The sequence below is a fragment of the Pseudomonas sp. PS01300 genome, assembly GCF_029960155.1.
GTDB classification, from domain to species: domain Bacteria; phylum Pseudomonadota; class Gammaproteobacteria; order Pseudomonadales; family Pseudomonadaceae; genus Aquipseudomonas; species Aquipseudomonas palmensis.
The window spans coordinates 38,997-62,660 of the sequence record NZ_JASCPN010000002.1; the positions used below are offsets into that span (position 1 = coordinate 38,997).

The following is a 23,664-nucleotide window of genomic DNA, read 5'->3' on the forward strand; positions in this document are numbered from 1 at the left end:
ATCTCAGCCGGCGGCAATGGATCGCTGCAGGTGTTCATGCAGATCCTTCAGGCTCTGTTCCAGTGCCGCCAGCAACGCCTCGATGGCCTTGTCCGGGGCCTTGCCGGTACAGGCCTGCTCCAGCGCATCGCAGTGCCCCACCAGGCCATGGGCCTTGAGCATCTTGGCGCCGCCCTTGATGCGGTGCGACAGGCTGCGCAGTTGCTGTCGACTCGCGCCTGAGCCCAGTGCACGCAACGCCTCGAGGTCTTCGGCGCTGCTGCGCTCCAGCTCCGTCAGCAGACGCTTGATCAGCCGTGGGTCACCCAGGGTCAGGTGCTTGAGGTTGTCGATGTTGAAACCGCTGTTGTCCTCGGCGCGGGGCTCGGGTGGCGCCTGCGGCTCGGGGGTATCCACCCCCGACAGGTGACGGCTCAAGGCGCCCAGGCCGATCGGCTTGAACAGGCAGTCATCCATGCCCGACGCCAGGCAGCGCTCGCGTTCGTCGGCCTGGGCGTTGGCGGTCAGGCCCAGGATCAGGCAGGGCGGGCGATTCGCCTGGGCTTCCTGGGCACGAATCTCGCGCGCCAGCTGGTGGCCGTCCATGCCGGGCATGTTGCAGTCGGTGATCACGGCGTCGAAGCGCCCGGCCTGCCAGGCCTGCAGGCCGCCCGCGCCGTCGCTGGCCTGGGTCACCCGATGGCCCAGCACGCTCAGCTGCTTTTCCAGCAGCATGAGGTTGGCGGGGTAGTCGTCGACCACCAGGATGTTCAGCCGCTGGCTGGCCTGCGCCGTTGGCTCCTGGGCCGGTTCCTCGGGTTGACTGGCAGTGCTGGCCAGCATCAGCGGCAGGCTGACCGTGACCTGGGTGCCATGGCCCGGGGTGCTGTGCAGCTCCAGGCTGCCCTGCATCAGTTCGCACAGGGTCCGGCTGATCACCAGGCCCAGGCCGGTGCCCTGGCGAGCCGGCTGGCTGCCGGCCTGGATGAAGGGGTGGAACAGGCGCTGCTGGTCCGGCTGGCTGATGCCGATGCCGCTGTCCTCGACGGCCAGGTGCATGTGCACCTGCTTGCCGCACGGTGTGGGCTGGCACTGCAGGCGCACGTTGACGCCGCCGCGCTCGGTGAACTTGATGGCATTGCCCAGCAGGTTGGACAGGATCTGGCGAAAACGCAGCGGGTCGATCTCCACCAGGGCGGCGGGGGGCTGCAGGTCCTGGGTCAGGCTGATGTCCTTGAGACGGGCGCTGCTTTCGAACACCTGCACGGTGCTGCGTACCAGCGCACCCAGGTCGGTGGGTTGTGGCGCCAGGCTCATGTGTCCGGATTCGATGCGGGCGATGTCCAGCACGTCGCCGATCAGCTCCAGCAGGCTGCTGGCCGAATCGAATGCCACCTGCAGGGAGTGCTCGTCGGTGCGGCCCTGTGCGGCATCCTTCAGGGCAAGCTCGAGCAGGCCGATCACCGCGTTCATGGGGGTGCGGATCTCGTGGCTCATGGTGGTCAGGAAGGTGCTCTTGGCGTGGTTGGCGCTGTCGGCCTGTTCCTTGGCCACATGCAGCTCTTCGAGCAGGTGTTCGCTGATGCGCAGCTGCAGTTGCAGGGCCTGCTCGGCCTCGGCGCGTTGCTGCATCAGCTTGCGCAGGTAACGGTTCCACAACGCTATGGCAAGCACCAGCGCCACCGCGATGCCCAGAATCTGCAGCACCAGCGAGCGGTAGTTGCGCCAGGGCGTGTCGCTGATCAGGGCGTTGATGCGCCAGCGATTGACCAGCTGGGTCATCTGCTCGGGCGGGATGCTGAGCAGGGATTTTTCCAATATCGCATGCAGTGGCGAAGAACGTTCGGTGGCGAAGGCGGCGAGGGCAGGGGTGTCGTCCAGCAGGGTGGCGATGCGCAGGCGGTCCTTGAACATGCGGCTGATGAAGTAGGCGGCGTTGATCTGCGAACTGAGCGCCGCGTCCGCGCGGCCCTGGGCCACGTACTCCATCAGTGCCAGCGGGTCGTCGACTTCGATCAGGCTGATGGCGGGATAGCGCTGGCGCAGTTCGGCGCTCACCGGTGTACCGCGAATGATCGCCAGGCGCTTGCCGTCGAGCTGGTCGGGGTGGCGGATCGATGTATCGCGCACGCTGGTCACCAGCACCCTCGGGTTGGCCAGGTAGGGCCGGGTGAAGGCCAGGGTTCTGGCGCGCTGCTCACCATAGTTGAGCGCGCCGACGACCTCGGCTTCGCCCTGTTCGACCATGCTGATCATGGTGGGCACCGAGTCGGTCTCGATGATCTGGAACTTCAGCCCGCTGCGCAGGCTGATCTGCGCCAGCACGTCGGCGGTGATGCCGCGAAAGTGCTGGTTTTCGTCGAAGAAGCTCAGGGGCGCGAAGTACTTGTTGATGACCACGCGCACGCTGGGATGCTGCGCGATCCAGTGTCGCTCTTCGTCGGTCAGCGCGATGTCCGCCCGGTTGAGCAGGATGCTGCTCACGCCGCTGGTCCAGCGGCGCATCACGTTCAGCCGGTCGCTGTCGGTGATGCTGCCCAATGCCTTGTTCACCAGGTCCAGCAACGCGGTGTTCTCGCGCACCAGGGCAAAGCCGAAGGAAGAGCGCTGGGGTTTGACGTAGTGGGAGATCTGCAGGCTTTCGCGGTAGTTCTTGCCGATCAGGTAGTCGGAACTGATCGCGTCGCCGATGAATGCATCGGCCTGGCCCAGGGCCACCGCCGACAGGGCCGACATGGTCGAGGCGTACAGTTGCAGGTTCGCCCGGGGGTAGAGCTGGCGTACCAGCGACGGTGGCAGGTAGTGTTCGACCATCGACAGCGTCAGCCCGTCGAGCGGGTCGTCTGGGTCATGGGTCACGCCGACGGGGGTCGCGATGATCGGCTGGTCGTCGGCGTAGGGCTGGCTCATCACCAGTGCGCTGTCGGCGGCTTCGTAGCCGTTGGCGCTGCCCAGCAGATCGATCTGGCCACTGTGCAGGGCGGCGATGGCCTGGATACGGTTCGAGAACTGCAGCACCTGCACCGGGATCTTCAACTGCTCGCCGATCAGGCCGGCGAAGTCGGCGCTGACCCCTTCATAGTCGTGCTGGCTCACATTGATGTCGAAGGGCGGGTAGTCCGGCGCCGAGGTGCCCAGGCGCAGCACCTGCTTGTGCTTGAGCCACCGACGTTCGGCGAGGGTCAGCGGGGGTGGCGCACTGCTGCTGACCGAGCGCCCGAGCAGTTGGCGGGCAACCCCCGGCTCCTGTGCCATGGCGCTTATCGCCAGCCACTGCACCAGGCAGGCGAGCAGCAGGGCAGGCAGGCAACGCTTGGTCATGGGCGGCTCAGGTCAGTGCGTTGCGGTTGGCCACATCGATCAACTCAACCAGCGATACCACCCCGAGCTTTTCCATGATGCGGGTCTTGTAGGTGCTGATGGTCTTGGCGCTGAGGATCATCGCCGTGGCGATTTCGCCATTGCTGGCGCCCTTGGCCAACTGGCGCAGCACCTCGAACTCACGGTTGGACAGCTTGTCCAGGCGCTGGAGTTCCGAGCTTGACCGGTCATTGAAGCGTGACGCATCGGGCAGGTAGGAGTAGCCGTTGAGCACGGCCTTGAGGGCGGCGCTCAGGATATCGAGGTCTTCGTCCTTGCGCACGAATGCCGAGGCACCGGACTCGATGCAACGGCGGGCGAACAGCCGGGGTGGGCGGCCGGTCAGTACCAGGATACGTGGCGGGTTGGTCAACTGGCTGAGCCGCTCCAGCACGCTCAGGCCATCCAGGCGTGGCAGCCCCAGATCGAGGATCACCACGTCAGGCTGCAGCTTGCGCGCCAGTTCGACGGCACTGGCGCCGTCTCGGGCTTCACCGACGATGTTGTAGCCATCGCGCTCCAGCAGGGTGCGGATGGCGAAGAGGATGGTGGTGTGGTCATCAACGATCAAGACTTTGGGCATCGCGCAACTCCTTGTCAGAGAGGTGATCCAGGCCCCGAACCGTTCGGGGCGACGCCTGCCCAGGCTCTGGCAAGGCGGCCAAGATACGTGGAAACGCTCAGCAGGAGTACGTCCAGTATAGAAGTGAGGAAGAAATCAGTTCGATTAGAGGATTTTTCTTACAAGGCGCTCGAAAGTTCTGTAGCCGATTTCCTATCGCCTGGGCCGTCAAGGTCGGTACAGGTGCGCATGCCCGGCGCGGTAGAGCGCCGACTCGCTGAAGGTATCGCTGCCCAACACCCGGCCCACCAGGATCAGTGCGGTGCGTCGAAAGCCCTTGGCCTGCACCCGTTGCACGATGTCGTCCAGGCTGCCCAGCACCCAGTCCTGATCTGGCCAGGTGGCGCGGTGCACCACGGCGATCGGGCAGTCGCTGCCGTAATGCGGGCGCAGTTCCTCGACGATTCTGGCCAGGTGCTTGACCCCCAGGTGAATGGCCAGGGTTGCCTGGTGGCTGGCCAGGCTCCCCAGCGATTCGCCCGGCGGCATCGGCGAGGTATCGCCGTAGCGCGTCAGGATCACGCTCTGGGCGATGTCCGGCAGGGTCAGCTCGCATTCGAGCAGGGCGGCACTGGCAGCCACGGCGGTCACGCCGGGGATGATCTGGAACGGGATACCCAGTTCACGCAGGTGGCGGATCTGTTCGCCGATCGCACCGTACAGCCCAGGGTCGCCGCTGTGTACGCGGGCCACATCCTGGCCGTTGGCGTGGGCCGTGCGCATCAGCTCGATGATCTGCCCCAGGTGCAGTTCGGCGCTGTTGATCACGGTTTCGGCGCGGTGGCCTTCGAGCACGGCGGCGGGCACCAGTGAGCCGGCATAGATGATCACCGGGCAGCTGTGGATCAGGCGCTGGCCCTTGACGGTGATCAGCTCGGGGTCGCCCGGGCCGGCACCGATGAAATAGACGGTCATGATGAATCCTTGGAAAGATTGCGCGGCATTATCCGTCAAACGGCGGGGCCCAGGCCAATGCCAGGGTGGCGGCGCCTTGCACGGTGCGTGGCAGGCGCAGTGCGGCATTGGCGCCGCCGCGTTGCTCGGCCAGGGCCAGCGCGGCGCTTTCGGCCACCCCATGGCAGCCGCTGAGGGCGAACGCCGTGGGCGAACGGTGGCTCAGGCGGCTTTCGAAGGGGGCCAGTTGCGCGGCCGAAAAGAACACCAGCGGCAACCCCAGTTGCCTGGCCAGTTCATGCAGGCCGGGTTCGTCGGCCTTGAGGTCGATGCTGGCCAGCCCGGCGAGGGCAGAGGCGGGCAGGTGATGGGCGAACAGGGTCTGCTGGAGCAGGGCGGCCAGTTCGCGGGCCGGGCAGCCGCGACGACAGCCCAGCCCGGCATACAACTGCATCAGGCTGGCTGGCGACGGTACAGCCAGGCACTGAGCAGGCCCAAGGCCAGCCAGAACGCGGCATTGGTCAACAGCGACGCCACCTTGAACTGCGCCTCCAGTGCTTGCGGCGCCAGGCTCTCGTGCACCTCCGGCTGCGGCGCACCGATCACGTGCGGAACAACCAGCAATGCCACACCCAGTGCCTTGAGCAGCCAGTTGTGGGCAAACACGATCAGGGCCAGGCCGGCAGCAGTGGCAGCCGCGGCGCCCACCCACCACAGTTGACGCTGCGCCAGGTCGGCGGCGGCAGTGCCCGGCAGCTCTGGCGGCAGCCCGAGGGTGGGCGCCAGGCAGAATACCGCGAACCCGGCAAGCCCCCAGGCTGCGCCGGTGGCGGTACGGCCCGGCGCACGCAGGGTGTACAGCGCAGCCAGGATCAGGGCAAAGCCGACGGCCACCACCAGGTTGCCACCGGTGGTCGACAGCACGCGCTGCCAGCCGTCTTCAGGCGACCAGGCCTCGGCATCGTGGTGGTGGCCTTCACCCGCGGCGTCGGCATGCTCATGGGTTTGGGCGGCCGGTGCCGGGTTCTCGTAGGTTTCGGCCTGCAGAATCAGCGGTGCGACCCAGAAGCTTTGCAGCAGGGTCAGCAGCAGGGCGGCGAGCAGGCCGGTAAAACCTGCGGTGCGGGCAATGCGCTTGATCATCGGGGCAGGTCTCAGTGGCAAGGGAACGCGGCGCTGTGGCGGGTATCGTGGGCAGCGTTGTGCACCGCCTCGATGTGCGAGAAGCCGGCGAAGTAGACCAGGCAAAGGCCCAGCAGCGATGCACCGATGGCGACGGCCAGGCGCTGGCTGAGGGTAGTGGGGGTGACGAGGGGCTGGCTGGCGGTACTGATGGGCATGGCGCGTTCCTTTTTGCTGTTGTCGTGTCGTGGGGGCTATCGGCAACAGGCAAGCGCGGCCAACCCCTGCGCGAGGCTCGCCCAGGGGTTCAACAGCGCCCGCCCACCGCGGGTTTGTCATGACTGTATCGGGCCGGTCTCCGGGCTTGCGAGGGCTGGCAGCATGCTCAGCCTGAGGGCGTCACCTTCCCATGCCGCACAGCTGGCACAGTGGTAAAGACGCTTTCCTCGCTTACCGTTGCGGGGGCAGCACCGGATTTGTCGCTGCTTCTTTGCAGAAGCGGCTGACGCACCGGTTTCCCGTTTCACCTTGTAAAAAGGCACCCGAACGAATGCGGCTAGCAAATCATGCGCGCCGGCATCCGTCAATACAGCGGTTGACCTGCCCCGGACCACTGCGTAGCCTAGCCGCTTCGAGGTTCTGCGGCCCTGGCTGCAGCTAAGACGGGAATACGGTTCAAGCCGTGGCTGCCCCCGCAACTGTAAGCGTTAACGGCATCGGCCGTGCCACTGCCCCGGGCGGGAAGGCGTCGATGCTGCCGGCAGGCGTGCCGGCACAGCGCGAGCCAGGAGACCTGCCTCGAACAGTTTCCGACTTTCAACCGGGCGGGGTGATCCGGTGGCGAATGCGCTCAGGCAGCAAGGCTCCTGCGGCTCTCGTCCTGCATGCCCGCCATCCTGCCAAGGGCACCCCCATGAAAACACTGGCCAAACTCCCCGTCACCATCGTTACCGGCTTCCTCGGCTCGGGCAAGACCACCTTGCTGCGGCACATGCTCGACAACGCCCAGGGCCGCCGCATCGCGGTGATCGTCAACGAGTTCGGCGAGCTGGGCATCGATGGCGAGATCCTCAAGCAGTGCAGCATCGGCTGCACCGAGGAAGAAGCCAGCGGGCGCGTCTACGAGCTGGCCAACGGCTGCCTGTGCTGCACCGTTCAGGAAGAGTTCTTCCCGGTGATGCGCGAGCTGGTGGCGCGCCGTGGCGACCTGGACCATATCCTCATCGAAACCAGCGGCCTGGCGCTGCCCAAGCCACTGGTGCAAGCCTTCCAGTGGCCGGAAATCCGCAACGCCTGCACGGTGGATGCGGTGATCACCGTGGTCGACAGCCCAGCCGTGGCCGCCGGCACCTTCGCTGCCTACCCCGACCAGGTGGACGCCCAGCGCAAGCTCGACCCGAACCTGGACCACGAGTCCCCACTGCACGAACTGTTTGCCGACCAGCTGGCCAGCGCCGACCTGGTGGTGCTGAACAAGGCTGACCTGATCGCTGCCGACGACCTGGCCAGGGTGCGCGCCGAGGTGGCCGAGGAACTGCCGCCTGCGGTCAAGGTGGTGGAGGCCAGCAGCGGCCGCCTGCCGTTGGACGTATTGCTGGGCCTGGGCGCCGAGTCCGAGCAGCACATCGACGCGCGTCGTACCCACCACGATTCGCACCATGACGGCGATGACGACCACGACGATCACGACCATGATGCCTTCGACTCCATCTCCATCGAGTTGCCCCAGGCCGACGAAAGCCTGCTGCTCGATGCCCTGACCCAACTGGTGGTGCAGCACGGCATCCTGCGGGTGAAGGGCTTCGCGGCCATTCCGGGCAAGCCGATGCGTCTGCTGGTGCAGGGCGTGGGTACGCGCTTCGACAAGCACTTCGACCGCGCCTGGCGCAGCGACGAGCCACGTACCACGCGCCTGGTGCTGATCGGCCAGGACCTAGACGCCGTGCAACTCGAAGCCAGCCTGCGCGCCGCACTGGGCGCCTGACCCATGCACCTGCTGCGGACCCAGCCCGGCGGCTTTGTGCCGGACGACAGCATCGCCGACCTCGGCCAGACCCCCGCCGACCTGGTGATTCTCTGCAGCGGTGATTCGCACCTGGCACTGCTGGCCGAAACCGCCCAGCAGTTGCCGGACGACTACCCCAGCCTGCGCCTGGCCAACCCGATGCAGGTGCAGAACCATGCTTCGGTCGACCTGTATGTGGACGAAGTGCTGCGCCATGCCAAGGTCATCCTGGTGTCGCTGCACGGCGGCATCGGTTACTGGCGCTATGGCGTGGAGCAACTGGTGGCGCTGGCGGGGCGGGGCGTGCAACTGATCCTGGTACCGGGCGACGACCGCCCGGACCCTGAGCTGACCAGCCTGAGCACGGTGCCCGCTGCCCAGGCCGAACGGTTGTGGCACTACCTGCGCCAGGGCGGCAAGGCCAATGCGCTGAACCTGTTCCAGTGCCTGGCCAGCCAATGGCTGGGCCGCGACTACCAGTGGGACGAGCCGCAGCAGTTGCCGCGCACCAGTGTCTATCACCCGCAACACCCCCAGGCGAGCGTGGACAGCTGGCGTGCCCTGTGGCAGCCCGGCCAGCCCGTGACGCCGATCATCTTCTACCGCTCGCACCTGCAGGCCGCCAACACGGGGTTCATCGATGCGTTCTGCGAGCGTCTGCAAGGCGCGGGGCTCAACCCGCTGCCGATTGCCGTGGCCAGCCTCAAGGAGGCAGCCTGCCTGGACCAGGTCGAGCAATGGCTGGACCAGGTCGACGCGGCCCTGATCATCAATACCACAGGCTTCGCCCAGTCCAGCCCGCAGCAGCCGCATTTGCGCCCGTTCCGGCGCGACATCCCGGTGCTGCAGGCCATCTGCGCACAGGACAACCAGCCGGCCTGGGAGGCCAGCGAACAGGGCCTGGGGGCCCGCGACCTGGCCATGCACATTGCCCTGCCGGAACTGGACGGGCGCATCATCAGCCGGCCGATCAGCTTCAAGGACCTGGCCTGGCGAAGCGAACGCAGCCAGTCGGACGTGGTGTGCTACAAGCCGCACCTGGAACGCATGGATTTTGTTGCGGAACTGGCCCGGCGCTGGTGCGAGCTGGCGCGCCTGGACAACCCGCAAAAACGCGTGGCGCTGATTCTGGCCAACTACCCGACCCGCGACGGGCGCATCGGCAACGGTGTGGGGCTGGACACCCCGGCGGCGGCGCTCAACATCCTGCGCGCCATGCAGGCCCAGGGCTACCCGGTGGGGCCGTTGCCAGACAGTGGCACGGCGCTGATCCAGGCCCTGCTCGGCGGGGTCAGCAACGACCTCGACACGCTCGACCAGCGCCCTTGTGCCCAGAGCATGGCGCTGGACGATTACCGCGCCGCCTTCGCCCTGTTGCCCCAGGCCAACCAGCAGGCGGTGCGCGAGCGCTGGGGCGAGCCGGAGCAGGACCCGATGTTCCGCAGCGGGCGCATGATGGTCGCCGGCCTGCGCCTTGGCCTGACCTTCGTCGGTATCCAGCCGGCGCGCGGTTATCAGGTCGACCCCAGTGCGGTGTACCACGACCCCGACCTGGTGCCGCCGCATGGCTACCTGGCGTTCTACTTCTGGCTGCGCCACGCCTATGCCGCCGATGCGCTGATCCACGTGGGCAAGCACGGCAACCTGGAGTGGCTGCCGGGCAAGGGCGTCGGCCTGTCGGCCGGGTGCTGGCCGGACGCGTTGCTGGGGCCGCTGCCGAACATCTACCCGTTCATCGTCAACGACCCGGGCGAGGGCGCCCAGGCCAAGCGCCGCACCCAGGCGGTGATCATCGACCACCTGATGCCGCCGTTGACCCGCGCCGAAACCTACGGGCCGTTGCGCGACCTGGAACTGCTGGCCGACGAGTACTACGAGGCGCAACTGCTGGACCCGCGCCGGGCCCGTGAACTGCAGCGCGACATCCTCAACCTGGTGCGCGACAACCACATCGACCGCGAGCTGCAACTGGAAGGCGCGCTGGACGATGCGGCGGTGTGGCTGCCGCGCCTGGACACCTACCTGTGCGACCTCAAGGAGTCGCAGATTCGCGACGGCCTGCATGTGTTCGGCCAATCGCCGGACGGTCGCCTGCGGATCGACACGCTGCTGGCCCTGCTGCGGGTGGAACGTGGTGATGGGCGCGGCCCCAATGCCAGCCTGCTGCGCGCCCTGGCCCGCGGCCTGGGGCTGGGCTTCGACCCGCTGGACTGCGACCTGGGCCTTGCCTGGGAAGGGCCACGGCCGCCCAGCCTGGCACAGGTGAGCAGCGAGGCCTGGCGGACCAACGGCGACACCCGCGAGCGGCTTGAACTGTATGCCGCCCGCCTGATCGAGCAGACCCTCGACGGGGCGCCGGCCAGCCACCAGCACAGCGCCGACGTCGAGGCCGTGCTGCAGGCGCTGCGGGCCCAGGTGGCGCCGCAGCTGGATGCCTGCGGCCCGGCCGAAATGCAGGGCCTGCTGGCGGCGCTGGACGGGCGTTTCGTGCCGGCGGGGCCGAGCGGGGCGCCCAGCCGCGGGCGCCTGGACGTGCTGCCCACCGGCCGCAACTTCTACACCGTGGACGTGCGCAACCTGCCCACCGCCACGGCATGGCGCATCGGTTTCGCCTCGGCCAACCTGATTCTGGAACGCCACCTGCAGGACCACGGCGACCACCTGCGCCAGCTCGGCCTGTCGGTATGGGGCACGGCCACCATGCGCACCGGCGGCGACGACATCGCCCAGGCCATGGCCCTGCTCGGCGTACGCCCGGTATGGGCCAGCGGCAGCCAGCGGGTGGACGACTTCGAGATCCTGCCGGTGAGCCTGCTGGATCGCCCACGGGTAGACGTGACCCTGCGCGTTTCGGGGTTCTTCCGCGATGCGTTCGGCAACCTGATCAAGCTGTTCGACGCGGCGGTGCAGGCCGTGGCGGCACTGGATGAGCCGGATGACCTCAACCCCCTGGCGGCCAAGGTGCGCAGCGAGCGTGCCGAACTGCTGGCCGCTGGCCTGAGCCCCGAGCAGGCCGAGCGCCAGGCGGGCTGGCGGGTGTTCGGCTCCAAGCCCGGTGCCTACGGCGCCGGGGTGCAGAACGCCATTGACGGCCGTCTGTGGCACAGCCGTGAAGACCTTGCCGAGGTCTACCTCAACCATGGCGCGTATGCCTATGGCGCCTCGGACGACGGCACCGCCGCGCGCGAACCCTTTGCCCGGCGCCTGAGCCAGGTGCAGGCGGTGCTGCAGAACCAGGACAACCATGAGCACGACCTGCTCGATTCCAACGACTACTACCAGTTCCAGGGCGGCATGCTCGCGGCGGCAGAAAGCCTGGCCGGTGCCGGCGTTGCCAGTTACCACGGCGATCACAGCCAGCCGGATCGCCCGCGCATTCGCACCCTCAAGGAAGAACTGAACCGGGTGATCCGTGCGCGTGCGCTCAACCCCAAGTGGATCGACGGGGTCAAGCGCCATGGCTACAAGGGCGCGTTCGAGATGGCCGCGACGGTCGACAACCTGTTCGCCTTCGATGCCACCACGCACCTGATCGACGATCATCATTACCAGTCGCTGGCCGAGGCCTATGTGCTCGATGCCGCGACCCGCGAGTTTATCCGCCAGCACAACCCCGAGGCCCTGCGCGACATCACCGAACGTTTGCTGGAGGCCCAGCAGCGCGGGCTGTGGCAGGCTCCGGGCGAGTACCGCCAGGCCCTGGAAGAGCAACTGCTGGACGCAGAGGAATAAGCCAGACATGAGCGAACCCGTACATTTTCCGCTGGCCGCCGTGGTCGGCGCCCAAGACCTGAAGCTGGCGCTGTGCCTGACGGCCATCGACCCCAGGATCGGCGGCGTGCTGATCGAAGGCCCGCGCGGCATGGCCAAGAGCACCCTGGCCCGGGGCCTGGCCGACCTGCTGGGCGAGGGGCCCTTCGTGACCTTGCCGCTGGGCGCCACCGAGGAGCGCCTGGTCGGCACCCTGGACCTGGATGCTGCGCTTGGGCAGGGCCGCGCGCAGTTCTCGCCGGGTGTGCTGGCCAGGGCTGATGGCGGCGTGCTGTACGTCGACGAGGTCAACCTGCTGCCCGATCATCTGGTCGACCTGCTGCTGGATGTGGCTGCCAGCGGCACCAACCGGGTAGAGCGCGATGGCATTTCCCATCGGCACAGTGCGCGCTTCGTGCTGATCGGCACCATGAACCCGGAGGAGGGCGAGCTGCGTCCGCAGTTGCTCGACCGTTTCGGCCTGAATGTGGCCCTGCAGGGCCAGCCGCTGCCCGAGGCGCGAGGCCAGATCATCCGCCGCCGGCTGGACTTCGACAGCGACCCGCAGGCGTTCTGCGCGCAGTGGGCCGATGCCCAGGCCGAGCTGCGCCAGCGCTGCCAGCAGGCACGCGAGCGCCTGGAACAGATTGCCCTGGATGACCAGGCCCTGGCGCAGATCACCCAGCGCTGCTTCGAGGCCGGGGTCGACGGCCTGCGCGCCGACCTGGTCTGGTTGCGTGCCGCCCGTGCCCATGCGGCCTGGCGCAGTGCACCGGGCATCGAGGCCGAGGATATCGAGGCGGTGGCAGAGTTTGCCTTGCGCCATCGGCGCCATGACCGGCCCGCCGAGCAACCGCCTCGCCCCGAAGCTCAGCCCCAGGGGCAATCGAGCCCGTCGAGCGAGCCTCAGGGCAGTGGCCAGTGGGGTGAGCTGCCAGGCCAGCCGGTGGCTGTGGGCGCTCGGCGCGAGGTACCGCGCTGGCCAAAAAAGCCTTGAGCATCCGCCCGCGCTCGCACCCGGCGGCGGATGCCAGGCCCCGTGCAGGCAAGCTCGACCGGGGCCCGCGCGGGCGTGCCCGGGCAGCCGGGCAGGGCAGCGTGGCCTGGCCTGCCACCCTGCTCAAGGGCCGCCCGCGCCAGCGCGACGAGCTGTGCTGGGCGCAGCGCACCGCTGCGCCGACGCAGCTCTGGCTGGTGATTGTGGATGCGTCGGCGTCTACCCGGCGTTACCAGGCACTGAGCAAGGCCAAGGGTTTGCTGGCCGAACTGTTCGACCAGGCGTACCGGGCCCGCGCCAGGCTCGCCCTGCTCACGGCCAGCGGCCGCGAACCGCGCTGGCAGCGCCACGGCCTGAAGGCCTCTGCTGCGCTGCAGCCCTGGCTGGCGGAGCTCGGCGCCGGCGGAGGCACGCCACTGCTCGAGGCACTGCAGCAGGCCCGGCAATGGCTGACCCAACGCCAGCGGCGCTACCCCAATGAGGTGCAGCACTGCCTGATCCTCACCGATGGCCGGCTCAAGGCCTGGTCGGCGCTGGAGGCACTGCCGTGCAGCAGCCTGCTGGTGGACATGGAAAGCGCACCGGTTCGCCTGGGCCGCGCCAGGCAAATGGCGCTGGAACTGGGTGCGCAATACCAACACCTGGAACAGTTCAACTTGCGTTGAAACAAGTACTTGGGCCGTAAACTGCGGCCAACTGCCGCAGCCGCCGGCGCACACTTCACAAACAAAAAAAGTGCACCCAGTGGGTGCACTTTTGCATGAACGGGGCAGACCGGAAAGTTACTTCGGCATGCTCCACGGCTGCAAGTCATAACCTTTCTGGCTCAACTCGGCGCGCACTTCCTCGATCAGGTGTGCCAATTGCTGCGGGTCGGAATAGGTGCTGCTTGGAACTTGCTTGCTGCCGATACGGGTGCTGGTCCGGTCGATTACCGCCAGGCTGAGTTCGCCAGTGCCGTTAGGCACATCCCAGGCGACGCACTGGAAGGGTTCGAAGGCGTGGTCGGCAATCAGCAGTGCTTCGTTGACACGGAGCGGGGCGTTCATGGGTTCGGTCTCTCTGTGGTCCCAAACATTGAAAAAGTTGCGGCAAGGTGTTTTCCCTGCGGCAGGTTACTTGTACTGATGCACGCAGTAGTGGGTCAGGTCACACTGCAAGTAATGTTTTTTTAATCGGTGCTGACAATCTGCATTCATTGGCAACATCTGGGACGTTGAATTAACAGGAAAATTCTACCGAGTCGAAAACAAGGCCGTATTTGCAGACGGACGGTAGTGGGCATTCTGACGTTGGTTGCTACTGTTACAGACGGGCCATACAACATGCTGTTTCTACTAACATTTCCAATAATTGGCGCCAAGGAAAGGTCATGCTGGAACCGGTACCGAACCGCCGCTTGCTGATCGTTGACCCTTGTGACGATTGCCACCGCTTGTTGCCAGGCCTGCGCAGCGTAGGTTGGGACGTGCGCACCTGCACCCTTGCCACTGCCCTGGAGCACCCTTGCGATGTGGGGTTGCTGCGCCTGCACGCCAGCCACCTGCAGCACCCCGATGCGGTCAAGGACCTGATCAGCCGCAGCGGTACCGAGTGGATCGCGGTGCTCAGCGCCGAGGAGCTGCGCGCGCAGAACGTGGGTGATTTTGTGTGCGAGTGGTTTTTTGACTTCCATACGTTGCCATTCGATGTCTCCCGCGTGCAGGTGACCCTGGGTCGCGCATTCGGCATGGCACGCCTGCGCGGCAAGGGCAACCTGCATGTGGATGAGCCCGAGCACGAACTGCTGGGTGACAGCCGCCCGATCCGCGAACTGCGCAAGTTGCTGAGCAAGCTGGCGCCCACCGAGTCACCGGTGCTGATTCGAGGCGAGAGCGGTACCGGCAAGGAGCTGGTGGCGCGCACCCTGCACCGGCAGTCGCAACGCCACGACAAACCGTTCGTGGCGATCAACTGCGGGGCGATTCCCGAACACCTGATCCAGTCCGAGTTGTTCGGCCACGAAAAGGGCGCCTTCACCGGCGCGCACCAGCGCAAGGTCGGGCGCATCGAGGCTGCCAACGGCGGCACGCTGTTTCTCGACGAGATCGGCGACCTGCCGCTGGAACTGCAGGCCAACCTGCTGCGCTTTCTGCAGGAAAAGCATATCGAACGGGTGGGCGGCAGCCAGCCGATTGCGGTGGACGTGCGCGTGCTGGCTGCCACCCATGTCGACCTGGAGAGCGCGATCACCAGCGGGCGTTTTCGCGAAGACCTGTATTACCGGCTCAACGTGCTGCAGGTGGTGACGGCACCGCTGCGTGACCGGCATGGCGACCTGTCGATGCTGGCCAGCCACTTTTCGCGTTTCTACAGCCAGGAAACCGGCCGGCGCCCGCGCACCTTCAGCGAAGATGCGCTGATGGCGATGGGCAAGCATGATTGGCCGGGTAATGTGCGCGAACTGGCCAACCGCGTGCGTCGCGGCCTGGTGCTGGCCGAAGGGCGGCAGATCGAGGCCCAGGACCTCGGGTTGCAGGGGGCACAGGTCGAGATGACGCCGATGGGTACCCTGGAAGACTACAAGCACCGCGCCGAGCGCCAGGCGCTGTGTGACGTGCTCAATCGTCACAGTGACAACCTCAGCATTGCGGCCAAGGTGCTTGGGGTGTCGCGGCCTACGTTCTACCGGTTGCTGCACAAGCATCAGATTCGCTGAAGATCCCACGCTACGTCCATTCGCCAGCAAGGCTGGCTCCTACCCGAAGGTAGGAGCCAGCCTTGCTGGCGAATGGCGTCGGCGCAGATCAGAAGTAGTAAGGGAATTTGAGGCTGAAGGTGAAGTCCGGCGCATCGTCGGTCAGGCCGATCGACAGGTTGGGCACTATGGTCAGGTTGTCGGTGGCGGCCAGGGTCATGCCCACGTTGAAATAGGCGGCGTTGGCATCACTGCTGGGCACCGAGGTCCAGCTGTCGCCGGTTTCGGCCGACTTGATCTTGGATTTGCGCGCGATCAGGTCGGACACCGAGAACGACATGCTCATCTTCTCGTTCAGCGCAAAGGCGATACCGGCGCCGATCTGGAAGCTGTCGCCCAGCTTGACCTTGCCCGGCACCTTGACCCCGGACGTGGAGCTGACGTCACTGAACGACTCTTCCAGGGTATGGGTATAGGACAGGCTGCCGAACAGTACTGCCGGGTCGAACGTCTTGACCAGCGAGATGCCCGGGCTGATGGACCATACGCCGTTGCCGGTGGGCAGGTCTTCGGGGTAGGCGAGGCTGTCGTTATTCGGGTCCTGGATCAGCTTGATGCCGAACGGGTCCTTGCCGGTGGGCGCCTTGACCCGCAGGGTGAGCACCGCATCGGGGCTGTTTTCCGATTCGTCGAGGAACTTGTAGGCCACCCCGAAGTTGACATCCCCCAGGGTCGGGTCGCGGGTGACGGTCTGTTCGGTCACGCCCTGGGCGTTGTTGCCGGCGCCCCCGGACTGGTAGGTGGACTCGCGGTAGACGATGGGGGCGTTGATATCGAACTGCCAACGCTGGTCGAGGTTGTATCGGGCAGTCAGGTCCAGGGTCCAGTTGTCGGCCTTGATGCGGTCCAGGTTGATGTTGCCCAGGAAAATCGAGTCCAGCGCGAGGAAACCGTTGAGGATCAGTTGGCGGGTGTCGTAGCGGGCGTAGGTGATGCCGGTCTCGACGCTGAACTTGCCGCCACCGAAGAAGCCGCTGGCCTCGTCGTACAGGTTGGACACGCTCTGCGCAGGTTCCGAATCGCCCTTGAGCGCTTCGCCGTAGGAACTGCCGGTGCCGGGGGCCGCCCCGGATGCAGTAGCCACCTGGCCTGACCGGGTGGAGGCCGCTGGCGAGCGGGTCAGGCGCTGAGGGGGTGCCGCGGGTTGCTCTTCAACCTGGCGGACCCGCTGCTCGAGCACCATCAGTGCCTGCTGCTGGGATTCATAACGTTGCTTGAGTGCCTGCAACTCCTGTTTCAGGGCCTCAACTTGCGGATCTGGCGCCGCTTGCAGCAGCGCTGAAGACGCCAGAGTGCTCACACAGACCACTGCCTTCAACGAAAACGATCGATGCATGGGTTAGCCGTCCCTTCCAACTGCGGTGAATTGAGACAGAGCGTAGATCAATATCCGGAAATACGAAGGCCCTTGAGTTGATCCAGGTTGCAGTTCAAGGCCCCGGCAGTAGGCAGGTTGTTGCGCAGTACCACATTGAGCTGGGTGATGTTGTTGACGGCGTTGTTGCCGCCCAGGAGCGTGGTGGCCTGCAGCAGCCCGCCCTGGGCCAGGCGCTGCACCGTATTGCCCTGGTTGTTGTTGGCCTGGATACCCAGCTGGATGCCCTTGCCGGTGGCGGAAACGCTCAGCGTGCCGGCGCCATTGCTGCCGGTGATGGTCTGCCCGCTACCCAGCAACTGACCCTGTGGCTGGCCCGCCGCCGGGGCACTGTTGGCTTCCTTCACGTTGATCGAGACATTGTTGTAGGCCGTGTTGTAGTCGCCCGCCGCGCGTACCGACTGGGTAACGCCCTGGGTCGTGCCAAGGCCGGCCCCGCCGGTGACGGTACCGTTGCCCTGGGTTACCGGGGCGCCGTTGCCATCGCGCGTGTCGAGCGAGACATAGAACTGCGGCTTGAACGAGGACTGCTGCACTTGCATGCTGGCGGTGGCGCCGATGCTGTCGCCGCGGGCGTTCTGCCAGGTGCTGCTCATCACCACGCCAAAGCTGATGATGCGCCCTGGCATCACATAGCGTCCGCGCAGTTCGGACAGTTCCTGGTCCTTGATCTCGATGGGCTTGAACTGCGCATGGGCAGGCAAGCTGGCGGCCAGGCAGGCGGCAACCAGCCAGGTTGAAGTCTTCATCGGGTGCTCCCCGGAGCTTCATGCCCCTTCTGATTAGAAGAAATCACTTTGTATGAAACCAAAATCCATCAACTGCGCATCGTCTACCGGGCTGAACCCGTTGATCTTGTTTTTTGCAGTCAAGGGTTGTGGCGGGTCGAGCAATGCGTTGGCCTTGTCATAGCCAGGGCCGATGACGGCAAAGATGATGCCGTTCCAGCCTTTGACGAAATCATCGAACTTGTAGCGTTTGTGGCCCAGAACCGGGTCACCGATGTACACCCAGTCCTTTTCGGTGCGTTGCAGCACCACGAAGTGCTTGTAGCCGCGAATGTCCATCAGCACCACCACTGGAATGGTGACGCTTTGCAGGCTCTCGGGCGGGATCCGATAGCCCCGGGCACGCATGCCGATGCTTTCCACGTATTTCTTCATGTCCAGCATGGAGAAGCCCTGGGTCTTGACCACTTGCTGGTCGGCGTGGGCGAGCATGCCGTCGATGATGTGTTCTTCGTCGACGTCCAGCCAGTAGGCCTGCTTGAGGACGGTGGCCAGGGCGGCGGCGCCGCAACTGAAATCGGTTTTCTGTTGTACAAGGTCGGCGAAGCGTCGTTCGCGAATGCTCTGGATGGGCTTGTAAATGACATTGCCGCCCGGCAGGGCAGCGATGGGCATCTGTGCGGCCTCGGCCAGGCTGGCCAGAAACAGCAATGCGGCAAGCAGGGCAATGCGCATGGTCTTCGCACCGTGTAGATGGCAGGAAAGGGGCCCCTGGGGGCCCCGTCCTTTTTCAGCTTACAGGCAGGCGCGGCAGCCTGCTGCGATGGACAGCGAGTTGCTCTGCTGGTTGCCCGAGCCGGCCGACACGTTGGCGCCCACGTTGCCCGACACGCCATTGAGCGAGTTGCTCATGTTGGCGTTGTTGACCACAGGGTTGGCCCAGCCGGTAGGTTTGAGCACCTGGTAGGTGTAGACGCCACCGAGTACGAAGCTGCCTTCTTCGGTGAAGGTAAGCTTGTCTTTCTGTGGTTTGTTGCCGCCACGATCATCCCAGCCACCGTTGTGCCCGGGTTTGTCGTCTTTGCGTTCCACGTAGCCGTGGCCTTCGCCTTCGTACTGGCCATAGGCGGCAAAGGCGCCACCGAGGGTTTCCTTGGTGTAGGTACGGTCGGCCTTGTTGTTGACGCTCAGGCCGGAGGTGGACTGGTTGGCGGCTGCGCTGGCCACGGCCACACGGCCGCCGGACACGGCGATTGCCAGGTTGTTTTTCTGTTGGTTGAAGTCGCCGGCGGTCACGTTGACACCGATGTTGCCGGAGCTGTTGTTCGCCGAATTGGTGAGATTGGCGTTGTTCTGGGTAGAGAAGTTGTTGACGATGTTGCTGGTGTTGGTCTGGGTGGCGCTGGAAACAGCAACCGCACTGCCGAAGATGAAGCGTTCGTCGGCGGTGGCGATGGCGGCAACGTTGTCTTGCTGGTTGCCGTCACCGGCTGCCACGTTGGCGCCCAGGTTGCCTTGAGAGCCGTTTGCCGAGTTGTCCATGGTGCCGTTGTTGCGGGTGTTCTCGTTGAGCACACCGTTACCACCATTGCCCTGGGTATCGATCACGGTGGCGCCAGCGCCGGCGTTTACCAGCAGGGCGAGCAGCGCGCTGGAATTGTTGTTGCCGCCGTTATTGCCGCCATTGTGTCCGCCGTTGTGACCACCGTTGTTTCCGCCCGCTTGTGCAGCAACTGCCATGACCGCTGCGAGTGCGAATACCAGAGGCTTGAGTGCCATTGTGGGTTTCATGGTGTTTCTCCGCATTGTTTTTAGTTGTTAAGTGTTGTGTTGTGCTGCGTTGTGAACTGCTCGGGTCAATCTGCAACCCGTACGCTCAGGGTGTTGGCCATTCGGTTCCCGACCCCGGCGCTCTGGTTCAACTGGATCACCCCACGGCTGCCGGTGAAGGCCTGATCGCTGGTAGCGACCTGGCGACTGCCGGGGGTTTGACCTGTCGAGCCTGAGCCGTTTGACAGCGCCACGTTCTGCTGGTCGAGGACGCTGTCGTCGATGCTCTGCGCGGTGGCACTGATGCTTACCCGCACGGCATTGACTTGTTGTGTGTTGGCACCGGCCGACTGGTTGATCCCAATCATCCCGTTACCGTTGGTGAAGGCGTTGCCACCGATGCTGGCGCGGGCATTGATCGCGCTGCTGGCAGGGGTGTCGATGCGCTGGCGCACCTGGGTGGTGGCGGTGGCATCGGGGTTGATGGCGATGGCGCGGCTGTTGATCTGTTGCTGCTGGTCGCCAGCCGCCTGGTTGATGGTCACGTTGCCCTTGTAGCCCTGGCCGCTGGCGTTGATGGTGGCGTTGTCATTGACCGGTTGGGCGGCCAGGGCCGACGCGCTGCAGGCCAGCGCCAGAAACAGCAGTGAGTGGTTCATCTCAACGGCCCCCGGTCAGGATCTGCAGCGGCGCAAGGCCACGCTGCACGTTCTGGTTGACCGAATTGGAGATGCTGTTGGCGCCCCCTGCGCCAGGGCCGGCGCCGCCACGCAGGCCCGGCAGGCTGGTGGGCACGGCCCCCATGCCGCGGATGTTGCCGGACGCGTCGGGCATCAACACCCGGTTTACACTGGCACCGCTGGCCACACCGGCAAAGTCGCCATCGCTGAGCTCGTTGGTCTGGCTCAGGATGCGTGGCGACTGATTGGCATTGACGGTCATGGGGCGGGGGTCGGGGGTGCCGGTCGGGCGAACGGCCGAACGCGGCTGAACCTGGCGCTGGATGATGATGGTGCCGTCGCCGGCGGCCAGTATCGGCAGGCTCAGGGTGCTGGCGCCCAGCGCACAGCCCATGACGAAAAGACTCAGCAGCTTGTTGGTGTGATTCCCCACGGCAGCGATTCCTTCTTCGGTGCGCTGGCCCTATCAGCGTTGCGAGAAGGAGAGCAGAAGCTGTGCCGCTTTTGCTTTGTGCCAGCGAATCAAGGGCATAGCGCACGGGGCAGGGGCCGGTCGGACAATCTGTATCACTGGTGATACAACCGCTGGTCCTTTTTACAGGCCTTGGAGCAGCGCAGATGCCCGGCGTGCCCCGAGGGTGGGTGTATCACCGGCTTAACACGTCACCGCGTGTTGGTCGCAAGTGCTCTGGATCGGCGGTTGAGGTGGCCAGGTGTGTAACGCCGGGTTAACACTCGGTGGCGCAGGCCGGGGGCTTGCCTTCCAGCAGTGCCTGTACGGCCGCCAGTACCGTCGATTGGCGGTATGCCCAGTCGCCCTCGATGACCTGCATGGGTTGGCCATGCCGTTGCAGCCATTGGCGGCTGGCCTCGAAGAACGCCTGGCGCTCCTCCAGCCGTGGTTGACAGCGCTGGCCGTCGCCTACCCAGGGCACGCCTGCGGGGCTGAGCAACAGGTGCAGGTCGTAGCGCCGTGCCAGCAGCGCCTGTTCCAGCCACGCCGGGCAGTCGTTGAACAGTACGCGGCTCCACAGCATGTTGCTCAGCAGGTGCGTATCGAGTATCAGCAGCTCGGGCTGGCGCGCGCGGGCCGCATCCTCCCACACCAGCTGCCCGCGGGCGATGGGGTCGATGTCGGCGTAGCAGGTGTCGCGTCGCTGCTCGTCGATGAAGTGGCGTACGTACTCGCCCACCAGTTCGCCACCGAAATGTGCCTGGATTTCGCCGCCCAGCCAGCTCTTGCCACTGGATTCCGGGCCCGCCAGTACCAGGACCTTCATGGGCTGGCCAATGCCGGGTCACGTCGCCAGCTATGCCAGCCCTGCAGGGCGATCAGGGTGAACAGCGCATACAGCGCGGCGGTGATGTACATGCCTTTGTAAAGGAACAGGCCGACGAAGATCACGTCCAGCACGATCCACAACGGCCAGCATTGCACGCGCTTTTGCGCCATCCAGAACTGCGCCACCAGGCTGAAGGCGGTGAGGGTGGCGTCCAGCCAGGGCTCTGCAGCATCGGTCCAGGTGGCCATGGCCGCACCGAGGGCCAGGCTGGCCAGCAGGCCCACGCCCAGGCCCGACAGCAGCGGCGCGGTACCCAGGTAGGTCACCTGCCGGATCGGGCGATCCTCGCCGGGGCGTGTCCACTGCCACCACCCATAGAGCTGGAACACGGCAAACGCCAGTTGCAGCAGCATGTTCGAATACAGCTTGAAGTCGAAGAAGATCCAGCTGTAGAGCAGCACCACCAGCAGGCCGATGGGCCAGCACCAGGGGTTCTGGCGGGTCGTGAGCCATACAGCGATGACGCCCAGCACGGCAGCGTACAGTTCCAGGCCGGACATCGGCGTTCCTTGAAGGGGGGCAGGGCGGCGATTGTACCTTGTGGCACGTCAGGTGCCAGCCTTGGGTGAGCACTTCGCCGCCAAGGCCGGCTCCTGCTGAGGCAATGTCGAGCCTTGCAGAAGCCGGCCGCCGGCGAGGTGCAGGCTGCGGTCAGACCCGGAACTGCCTCAGCAACTGCCCCAGCTGTTCGCTCAACTGGTTCAATGCGGCCCCGGCACTGCTCGACTGGTGCGCCGCCACGGCCGTCTGACGCGACAGCTCGGCCGTCTGGGTGACGTTGTGGTTGATCTCTTCGACCACATGCGACTGCTGCAGCGTGGCACTGGCAATCGAGGCATTCAGCGCGCTGAGGTTGTGCAGTGCCTGGCTGATGGCATCCAGGCTGGCACCGGCCTCGCTGGCCTGTTCGACCGTCTCGCGCGAGGCCAGGCTGCTGGCATCGATCGCCTTGACCGCAGCCTCGGACTGGCCCTGAAGGTGCTCGATCATCTGCTGGATCTCGGCCGTCGACTGCTGGGTGCGTTGCGCCAGCAGGCGCACTTCGTCGGCCACCACGGCGAACCCGCGCCCCTGTTCACCCGCCCGCGCGGCCTCGATGGCGGCGTTGAGTGCCAGCAGGTTGGTCTGCTCGGCAATCGAACGGATCACCTCCAGCACGCTGCCGATACGCGTGCTCTGGCCCGCCAGGGCCTGGATCACCTGCACCGCCTGGTCGATGGTGCCCGACAGCTCGTCGATTTTCAGCAGGCTGCCATGAATGCTTTGCCGGCCCTGTTCGGCCCGCTGCTGGGCGTCCTGCATCTCGCTGGAGGCGTGCTCGGCGTTCCTGGCCACGTCCTGCACCGCATAACTGACCTCGTTGATTGCGGTGGCCACCTGTTCCATCTGCTGCGACTGCTGTTCGCTGCGCTGGTGCGCCTGGCCGGCGTTGCTGCCTACGTCCCCGGCCGAATGGCCCAGGGCCTGGGCGGCGCCCTGCAACTGGGTCACCACCTGCTGCAACTTGGCGGTGAAGGTGTTGAAGTGCAGGCCCAGCTGGGTGACTTCATCCTGCCCATGGGTGTCGAGGCGACGGGTCAGGTCGCTTTCGCCGCTGGCGATGTTGCCCATGGCATCCACGGCTTCCTGCAAGGGGCGGGTGATGCTGCGGGCGATCAGCATGACCACCAGTGCCATTATCAGCGCGATGACCACCCCCAGCAGCGATGCGTCGCGAAGCTGGCGCACGAACTCGGCGTGCATGTCGTCGATGTACACGCCAGAGCCGATCACCCAGCCCCAGGGTTTGAACAGCTGGATGTACGAGGTTTTTTCCACCGGCTCGCTGGCACCGGGCTTGGGCCAGCGGTAGTCGATGCTGCCGGCGCCCTGGGCCTTGGCCAACGCGACCATTTCGTTGAACAGCGCATAGCCGTCCGGGTCGCGAATGCCGGAAAGGTCCTGGCCTTCGAGCTTGAGGTTCATGGGGTGCATGATCATCTTCGGGCCCAGGTCGTTGATCCAGAAGTAGTCGTCCTGGTCATAACGCAACCCGCGCACCGCACTCAGCGCCTGTTGCTGGGCGGCCTCGCGGGTAAGGGTACCGCTGGCTTCCAGCCCCTGGTAATAGGCCAGTACGCCGGCTGCGGTTTCGACCACGTGCCGGGTCTTTTCGGCCTTTGCCTGGTACAGGTCACCGTGGATCTGACGCAGCATCAGCAGCCCCAGGGTCACCAGCATCAGTACCGCCACCACCAGGATGAGCCACAGCCGACGGCTGATCGACATACTGCGTAAAGTCTTCATGAAGGTCACCCTATGT

General features: G+C 65.6%; 21 protein-coding genes and 2 riboswitches. Of the genes, 5 read left to right on the plus strand and 16 right to left on the minus strand.

What is annotated here, in order from left to right:
• Positions 1-3: 3 nt before the first annotated feature.
• The 6 genes from QMX96_RS01575 to QMX96_RS01600 all read right to left on the minus strand — a co-directional run bounded on the left by QMX96_RS01575 (position 4) and on the right by QMX96_RS01600 (position 6,195).
• On the minus strand, positions 4-3,300 hold the full coding sequence (locus QMX96_RS01575; protein WP_282360800.1) for a transporter substrate-binding domain-containing protein: 3,297 nt from the start codon (positions 3,298-3,300) through the stop codon (positions 4-6).
• Between the two features lie 7 nt (positions 3,301-3,307).
• Positions 3,308-3,922 (minus strand): response regulator transcription factor, encoded by a 615-nt coding sequence (locus tag QMX96_RS01580; protein ID WP_043861449.1) that lies wholly within the window; start codon positions 3,920-3,922, stop codon positions 3,308-3,310.
• Positions 3,923-4,129: 207 nt separating this feature from the next.
• Positions 4,130-4,876 carry a precorrin-4 C(11)-methyltransferase gene (gene cobM / locus QMX96_RS01585; protein ID WP_043861450.1) on the minus strand — a complete coding sequence of 249 codons (747 nt, stop codon included), beginning with the start codon at positions 4,874-4,876 and terminating at the stop codon, positions 4,130-4,132.
• A gap of 28 nt (positions 4,877-4,904) precedes the next feature.
• Entirely contained in the window at positions 4,905-5,309 is a 405-nt protein-coding gene (locus QMX96_RS01590) for a cobalamin biosynthesis protein (protein WP_054914569.1), read from the minus strand.
• On the minus strand, positions 5,309-5,998 hold the full coding sequence (locus tag QMX96_RS01595; protein WP_054914568.1) for a CbtA family protein: 690 nt from the start codon (positions 5,996-5,998) through the stop codon (positions 5,309-5,311). The genes QMX96_RS01590 and QMX96_RS01595 overlap by 1 nt, the downstream gene beginning before the upstream one ends.
• 11 nt (positions 5,999-6,009) lie before the next feature.
• Positions 6,010-6,195, minus strand: coding sequence for a CbtB domain-containing protein (locus QMX96_RS01600; RefSeq protein ID WP_043861453.1), 186 nt, complete (start codon positions 6,193-6,195; stop codon positions 6,010-6,012).
• A 113-nt stretch (positions 6,196-6,308) separates the two neighbouring features.
• Positions 6,309-6,538: riboswitch (cobalamin riboswitch) on the minus strand.
• Between the two features lie 56 nt (positions 6,539-6,594).
• A riboswitch (cobalamin riboswitch) is annotated at positions 6,595-6,793 on the plus strand.
• A 97-nt stretch (positions 6,794-6,890) separates the two neighbouring features.
• Here QMX96_RS01600 and cobW point away from each other — a divergent pair.
• From cobW to QMX96_RS01620, 4 genes are read left to right on the plus strand one after another with little or no spacing between them, the layout of a single operon-like run.
• Positions 6,891-7,961, plus strand: a complete 1,071-nt coding sequence (gene cobW / locus QMX96_RS01605; protein WP_043861454.1) for a cobalamin biosynthesis protein CobW — start codon at positions 6,891-6,893, stop codon at positions 7,959-7,961.
• Between the two features lie 3 nt (positions 7,962-7,964).
• On the plus strand, positions 7,965-11,714 hold the full coding sequence (gene cobN, locus QMX96_RS01610; protein WP_100632794.1) for a cobaltochelatase subunit CobN: 3,750 nt from the start codon (positions 7,965-7,967) through the stop codon (positions 11,712-11,714).
• A 7-nt stretch (positions 11,715-11,721) separates the two neighbouring features.
• Positions 11,722-12,729 carry an ATP-binding protein gene (locus tag QMX96_RS01615; RefSeq protein ID WP_282360810.1) on the plus strand — a complete coding sequence of 336 codons (1,008 nt, stop codon included), beginning with the start codon at positions 11,722-11,724 and terminating at the stop codon, positions 12,727-12,729.
• The gene (locus QMX96_RS01620) at positions 12,726-13,394 is read left to right on the plus strand and encodes a VWA domain-containing protein (RefSeq protein ID WP_282360812.1); all 669 of its coding nucleotides are present in this window, start codon (positions 12,726-12,728) and stop codon (positions 13,392-13,394) included. Before QMX96_RS01615 ends, QMX96_RS01620 begins: the two co-directional genes overlap by 4 nt.
• 117 nt (positions 13,395-13,511) lie before the next feature.
• Here the strand turns inward: QMX96_RS01620 and QMX96_RS01625 are convergent, their stop codons facing one another.
• On the minus strand, positions 13,512-13,778 hold the full coding sequence (locus tag QMX96_RS01625; protein ID WP_054914565.1) for a hypothetical protein: 267 nt from the start codon (positions 13,776-13,778) through the stop codon (positions 13,512-13,514).
• A gap of 323 nt (positions 13,779-14,101) precedes the next feature.
• Here QMX96_RS01625 and QMX96_RS01630 point away from each other — a divergent pair, with 323 nt between their 5' ends.
• The gene (locus QMX96_RS01630) at positions 14,102-15,427 is read left to right on the plus strand and encodes a sigma-54 dependent transcriptional regulator (protein WP_043861458.1); all 1,326 of its coding nucleotides are present in this window, start codon (positions 14,102-14,104) and stop codon (positions 15,425-15,427) included.
• 88 nt (positions 15,428-15,515) lie between these two features.
• Here QMX96_RS01630 and QMX96_RS01635 read toward each other — a convergent pair whose 3' ends face one another.
• The 9 genes from QMX96_RS01635 to QMX96_RS01675 form a co-directional block, all read right to left on the minus strand.
• Positions 15,516-16,802 carry a hypothetical protein gene (locus QMX96_RS01635; RefSeq protein WP_213605664.1) on the minus strand — a complete coding sequence of 429 codons (1,287 nt, stop codon included), beginning with the start codon at positions 16,800-16,802 and terminating at the stop codon, positions 15,516-15,518.
• A 47-nt stretch (positions 16,803-16,849) separates the two neighbouring features.
• Positions 16,850-17,590, minus strand: coding sequence for a hypothetical protein (locus tag QMX96_RS01640; protein ID WP_043861460.1), 741 nt, complete (start codon positions 17,588-17,590; stop codon positions 16,850-16,852).
• A gap of 33 nt (positions 17,591-17,623) precedes the next feature.
• Positions 17,624-18,304: a C39 family peptidase gene (locus tag QMX96_RS01645; RefSeq protein ID WP_043861461.1), complete on the minus strand. Its 681-nt coding sequence runs from the start codon at positions 18,302-18,304 to the stop codon at positions 17,624-17,626.
• 60 nt (positions 18,305-18,364) lie between these two features.
• On the minus strand, positions 18,365-19,360 hold the full coding sequence (locus QMX96_RS01650; RefSeq protein ID WP_043861462.1) for a hypothetical protein: 996 nt from the start codon (positions 19,358-19,360) through the stop codon (positions 18,365-18,367).
• A gap of 65 nt (positions 19,361-19,425) precedes the next feature.
• On the minus strand, positions 19,426-19,998 hold the full coding sequence (locus QMX96_RS01655; protein ID WP_282360824.1) for an adhesin: 573 nt from the start codon (positions 19,996-19,998) through the stop codon (positions 19,426-19,428).
• Position 19,999: 1 nt separating this feature from the next.
• Positions 20,000-20,413, minus strand: coding sequence for a hypothetical protein (locus tag QMX96_RS01660; RefSeq protein WP_043861499.1), 414 nt, complete (start codon positions 20,411-20,413; stop codon positions 20,000-20,002).
• 334 nt (positions 20,414-20,747) lie between these two features.
• Positions 20,748-21,299 (minus strand): AAA family ATPase, encoded by a 552-nt coding sequence (locus tag QMX96_RS01665; protein ID WP_054914561.1) that lies wholly within the window; start codon positions 21,297-21,299, stop codon positions 20,748-20,750.
• Positions 21,296-21,862, minus strand: coding sequence for a nicotinamide riboside transporter PnuC (pnuC, locus tag QMX96_RS01670; protein ID WP_282360827.1), 567 nt, complete (start codon positions 21,860-21,862; stop codon positions 21,296-21,298). The genes QMX96_RS01665 and pnuC overlap by 4 nt, the downstream gene beginning before the upstream one ends.
• A 151-nt stretch (positions 21,863-22,013) precedes the next feature.
• Complete coding sequence (locus tag QMX96_RS01675; RefSeq protein ID WP_043861500.1) at positions 22,014-23,648, minus strand: methyl-accepting chemotaxis protein; 1,635 nt, start codon at positions 23,646-23,648, stop codon at positions 22,014-22,016.
• Positions 23,649-23,664: the final 16 nt, after the last annotated feature.

Coding starts and splice junctions, on each gene's coding strand:
- QMX96_RS01645 (WP_043861461.1), bottom strand. CDS start 18,304: ATGCGCATTGCCCTGCTTGCCGCATTGCTGTTTCTGGCCAGCCTGGCC.
- QMX96_RS01655 (WP_282360824.1), bottom strand. CDS start 19,998: ATGAACCACTCACTGCTGTTTCTGGCGCTGGCCTGCAGCGCGTCGGCC.
- QMX96_RS01675 (WP_043861500.1), bottom strand. CDS start 23,648: ATGAAGACTTTACGCAGTATGTCGATCAGCCGTCGGCTGTGGCTCATC.
- QMX96_RS01650 (WP_043861462.1), bottom strand. CDS start 19,360: ATGAAACCCACAATGGCACTCAAGCCTCTGGTATTCGCACTCGCAGCG.
- QMX96_RS01580 (WP_043861449.1), bottom strand. CDS start 3,922: ATGCCCAAAGTCTTGATCGTTGATGACCACACCACCATCCTCTTCGCC.
- cobW (WP_043861454.1), top strand. CDS start 6,891: ATGAAAACACTGGCCAAACTCCCCGTCACCATCGTTACCGGCTTCCTC.
- cobN (WP_100632794.1), top strand. CDS start 7,965: ATGCACCTGCTGCGGACCCAGCCCGGCGGCTTTGTGCCGGACGACAGC.
- QMX96_RS01600 (WP_043861453.1), bottom strand. CDS start 6,195: ATGCCCATCAGTACCGCCAGCCAGCCCCTCGTCACCCCCACTACCCTC.
- QMX96_RS01625 (WP_054914565.1), bottom strand. CDS start 13,778: ATGAACGCCCCGCTCCGTGTCAACGAAGCACTGCTGATTGCCGACCAC.
- cobM (WP_043861450.1), bottom strand. CDS start 4,876: ATGACCGTCTATTTCATCGGTGCCGGCCCGGGCGACCCCGAGCTGATC.
- QMX96_RS01660 (WP_043861499.1), bottom strand. CDS start 20,413: ATGGGCTGTGCGCTGGGCGCCAGCACCCTGAGCCTGCCGATACTGGCC.
- QMX96_RS01635 (WP_213605664.1), bottom strand. CDS start 16,802: ATGCATCGATCGTTTTCGTTGAAGGCAGTGGTCTGTGTGAGCACTCTG.
- QMX96_RS01640 (WP_043861460.1), bottom strand. CDS start 17,590: ATGAAGACTTCAACCTGGCTGGTTGCCGCCTGCCTGGCCGCCAGCTTG.
- QMX96_RS01615 (WP_282360810.1), top strand. CDS start 11,722: ATGAGCGAACCCGTACATTTTCCGCTGGCCGCCGTGGTCGGCGCCCAA.
- QMX96_RS01665 (WP_054914561.1), bottom strand. CDS start 21,299: ATGAAGGTCCTGGTACTGGCGGGCCCGGAATCCAGTGGCAAGAGCTGG.
- QMX96_RS01630 (WP_043861458.1), top strand. CDS start 14,102: ATGCTGGAACCGGTACCGAACCGCCGCTTGCTGATCGTTGACCCTTGT.
- QMX96_RS01590 (WP_054914569.1), bottom strand. CDS start 5,309: ATGCAGTTGTATGCCGGGCTGGGCTGTCGTCGCGGCTGCCCGGCCCGC.
- pnuC (WP_282360827.1), bottom strand. CDS start 21,862: ATGTCCGGCCTGGAACTGTACGCTGCCGTGCTGGGCGTCATCGCTGTA.
- QMX96_RS01595 (WP_054914568.1), bottom strand. CDS start 5,998: ATGATCAAGCGCATTGCCCGCACCGCAGGTTTTACCGGCCTGCTCGCC.
- QMX96_RS01575 (WP_282360800.1), bottom strand. CDS start 3,300: ATGACCAAGCGTTGCCTGCCTGCCCTGCTGCTCGCCTGCCTGGTGCAG.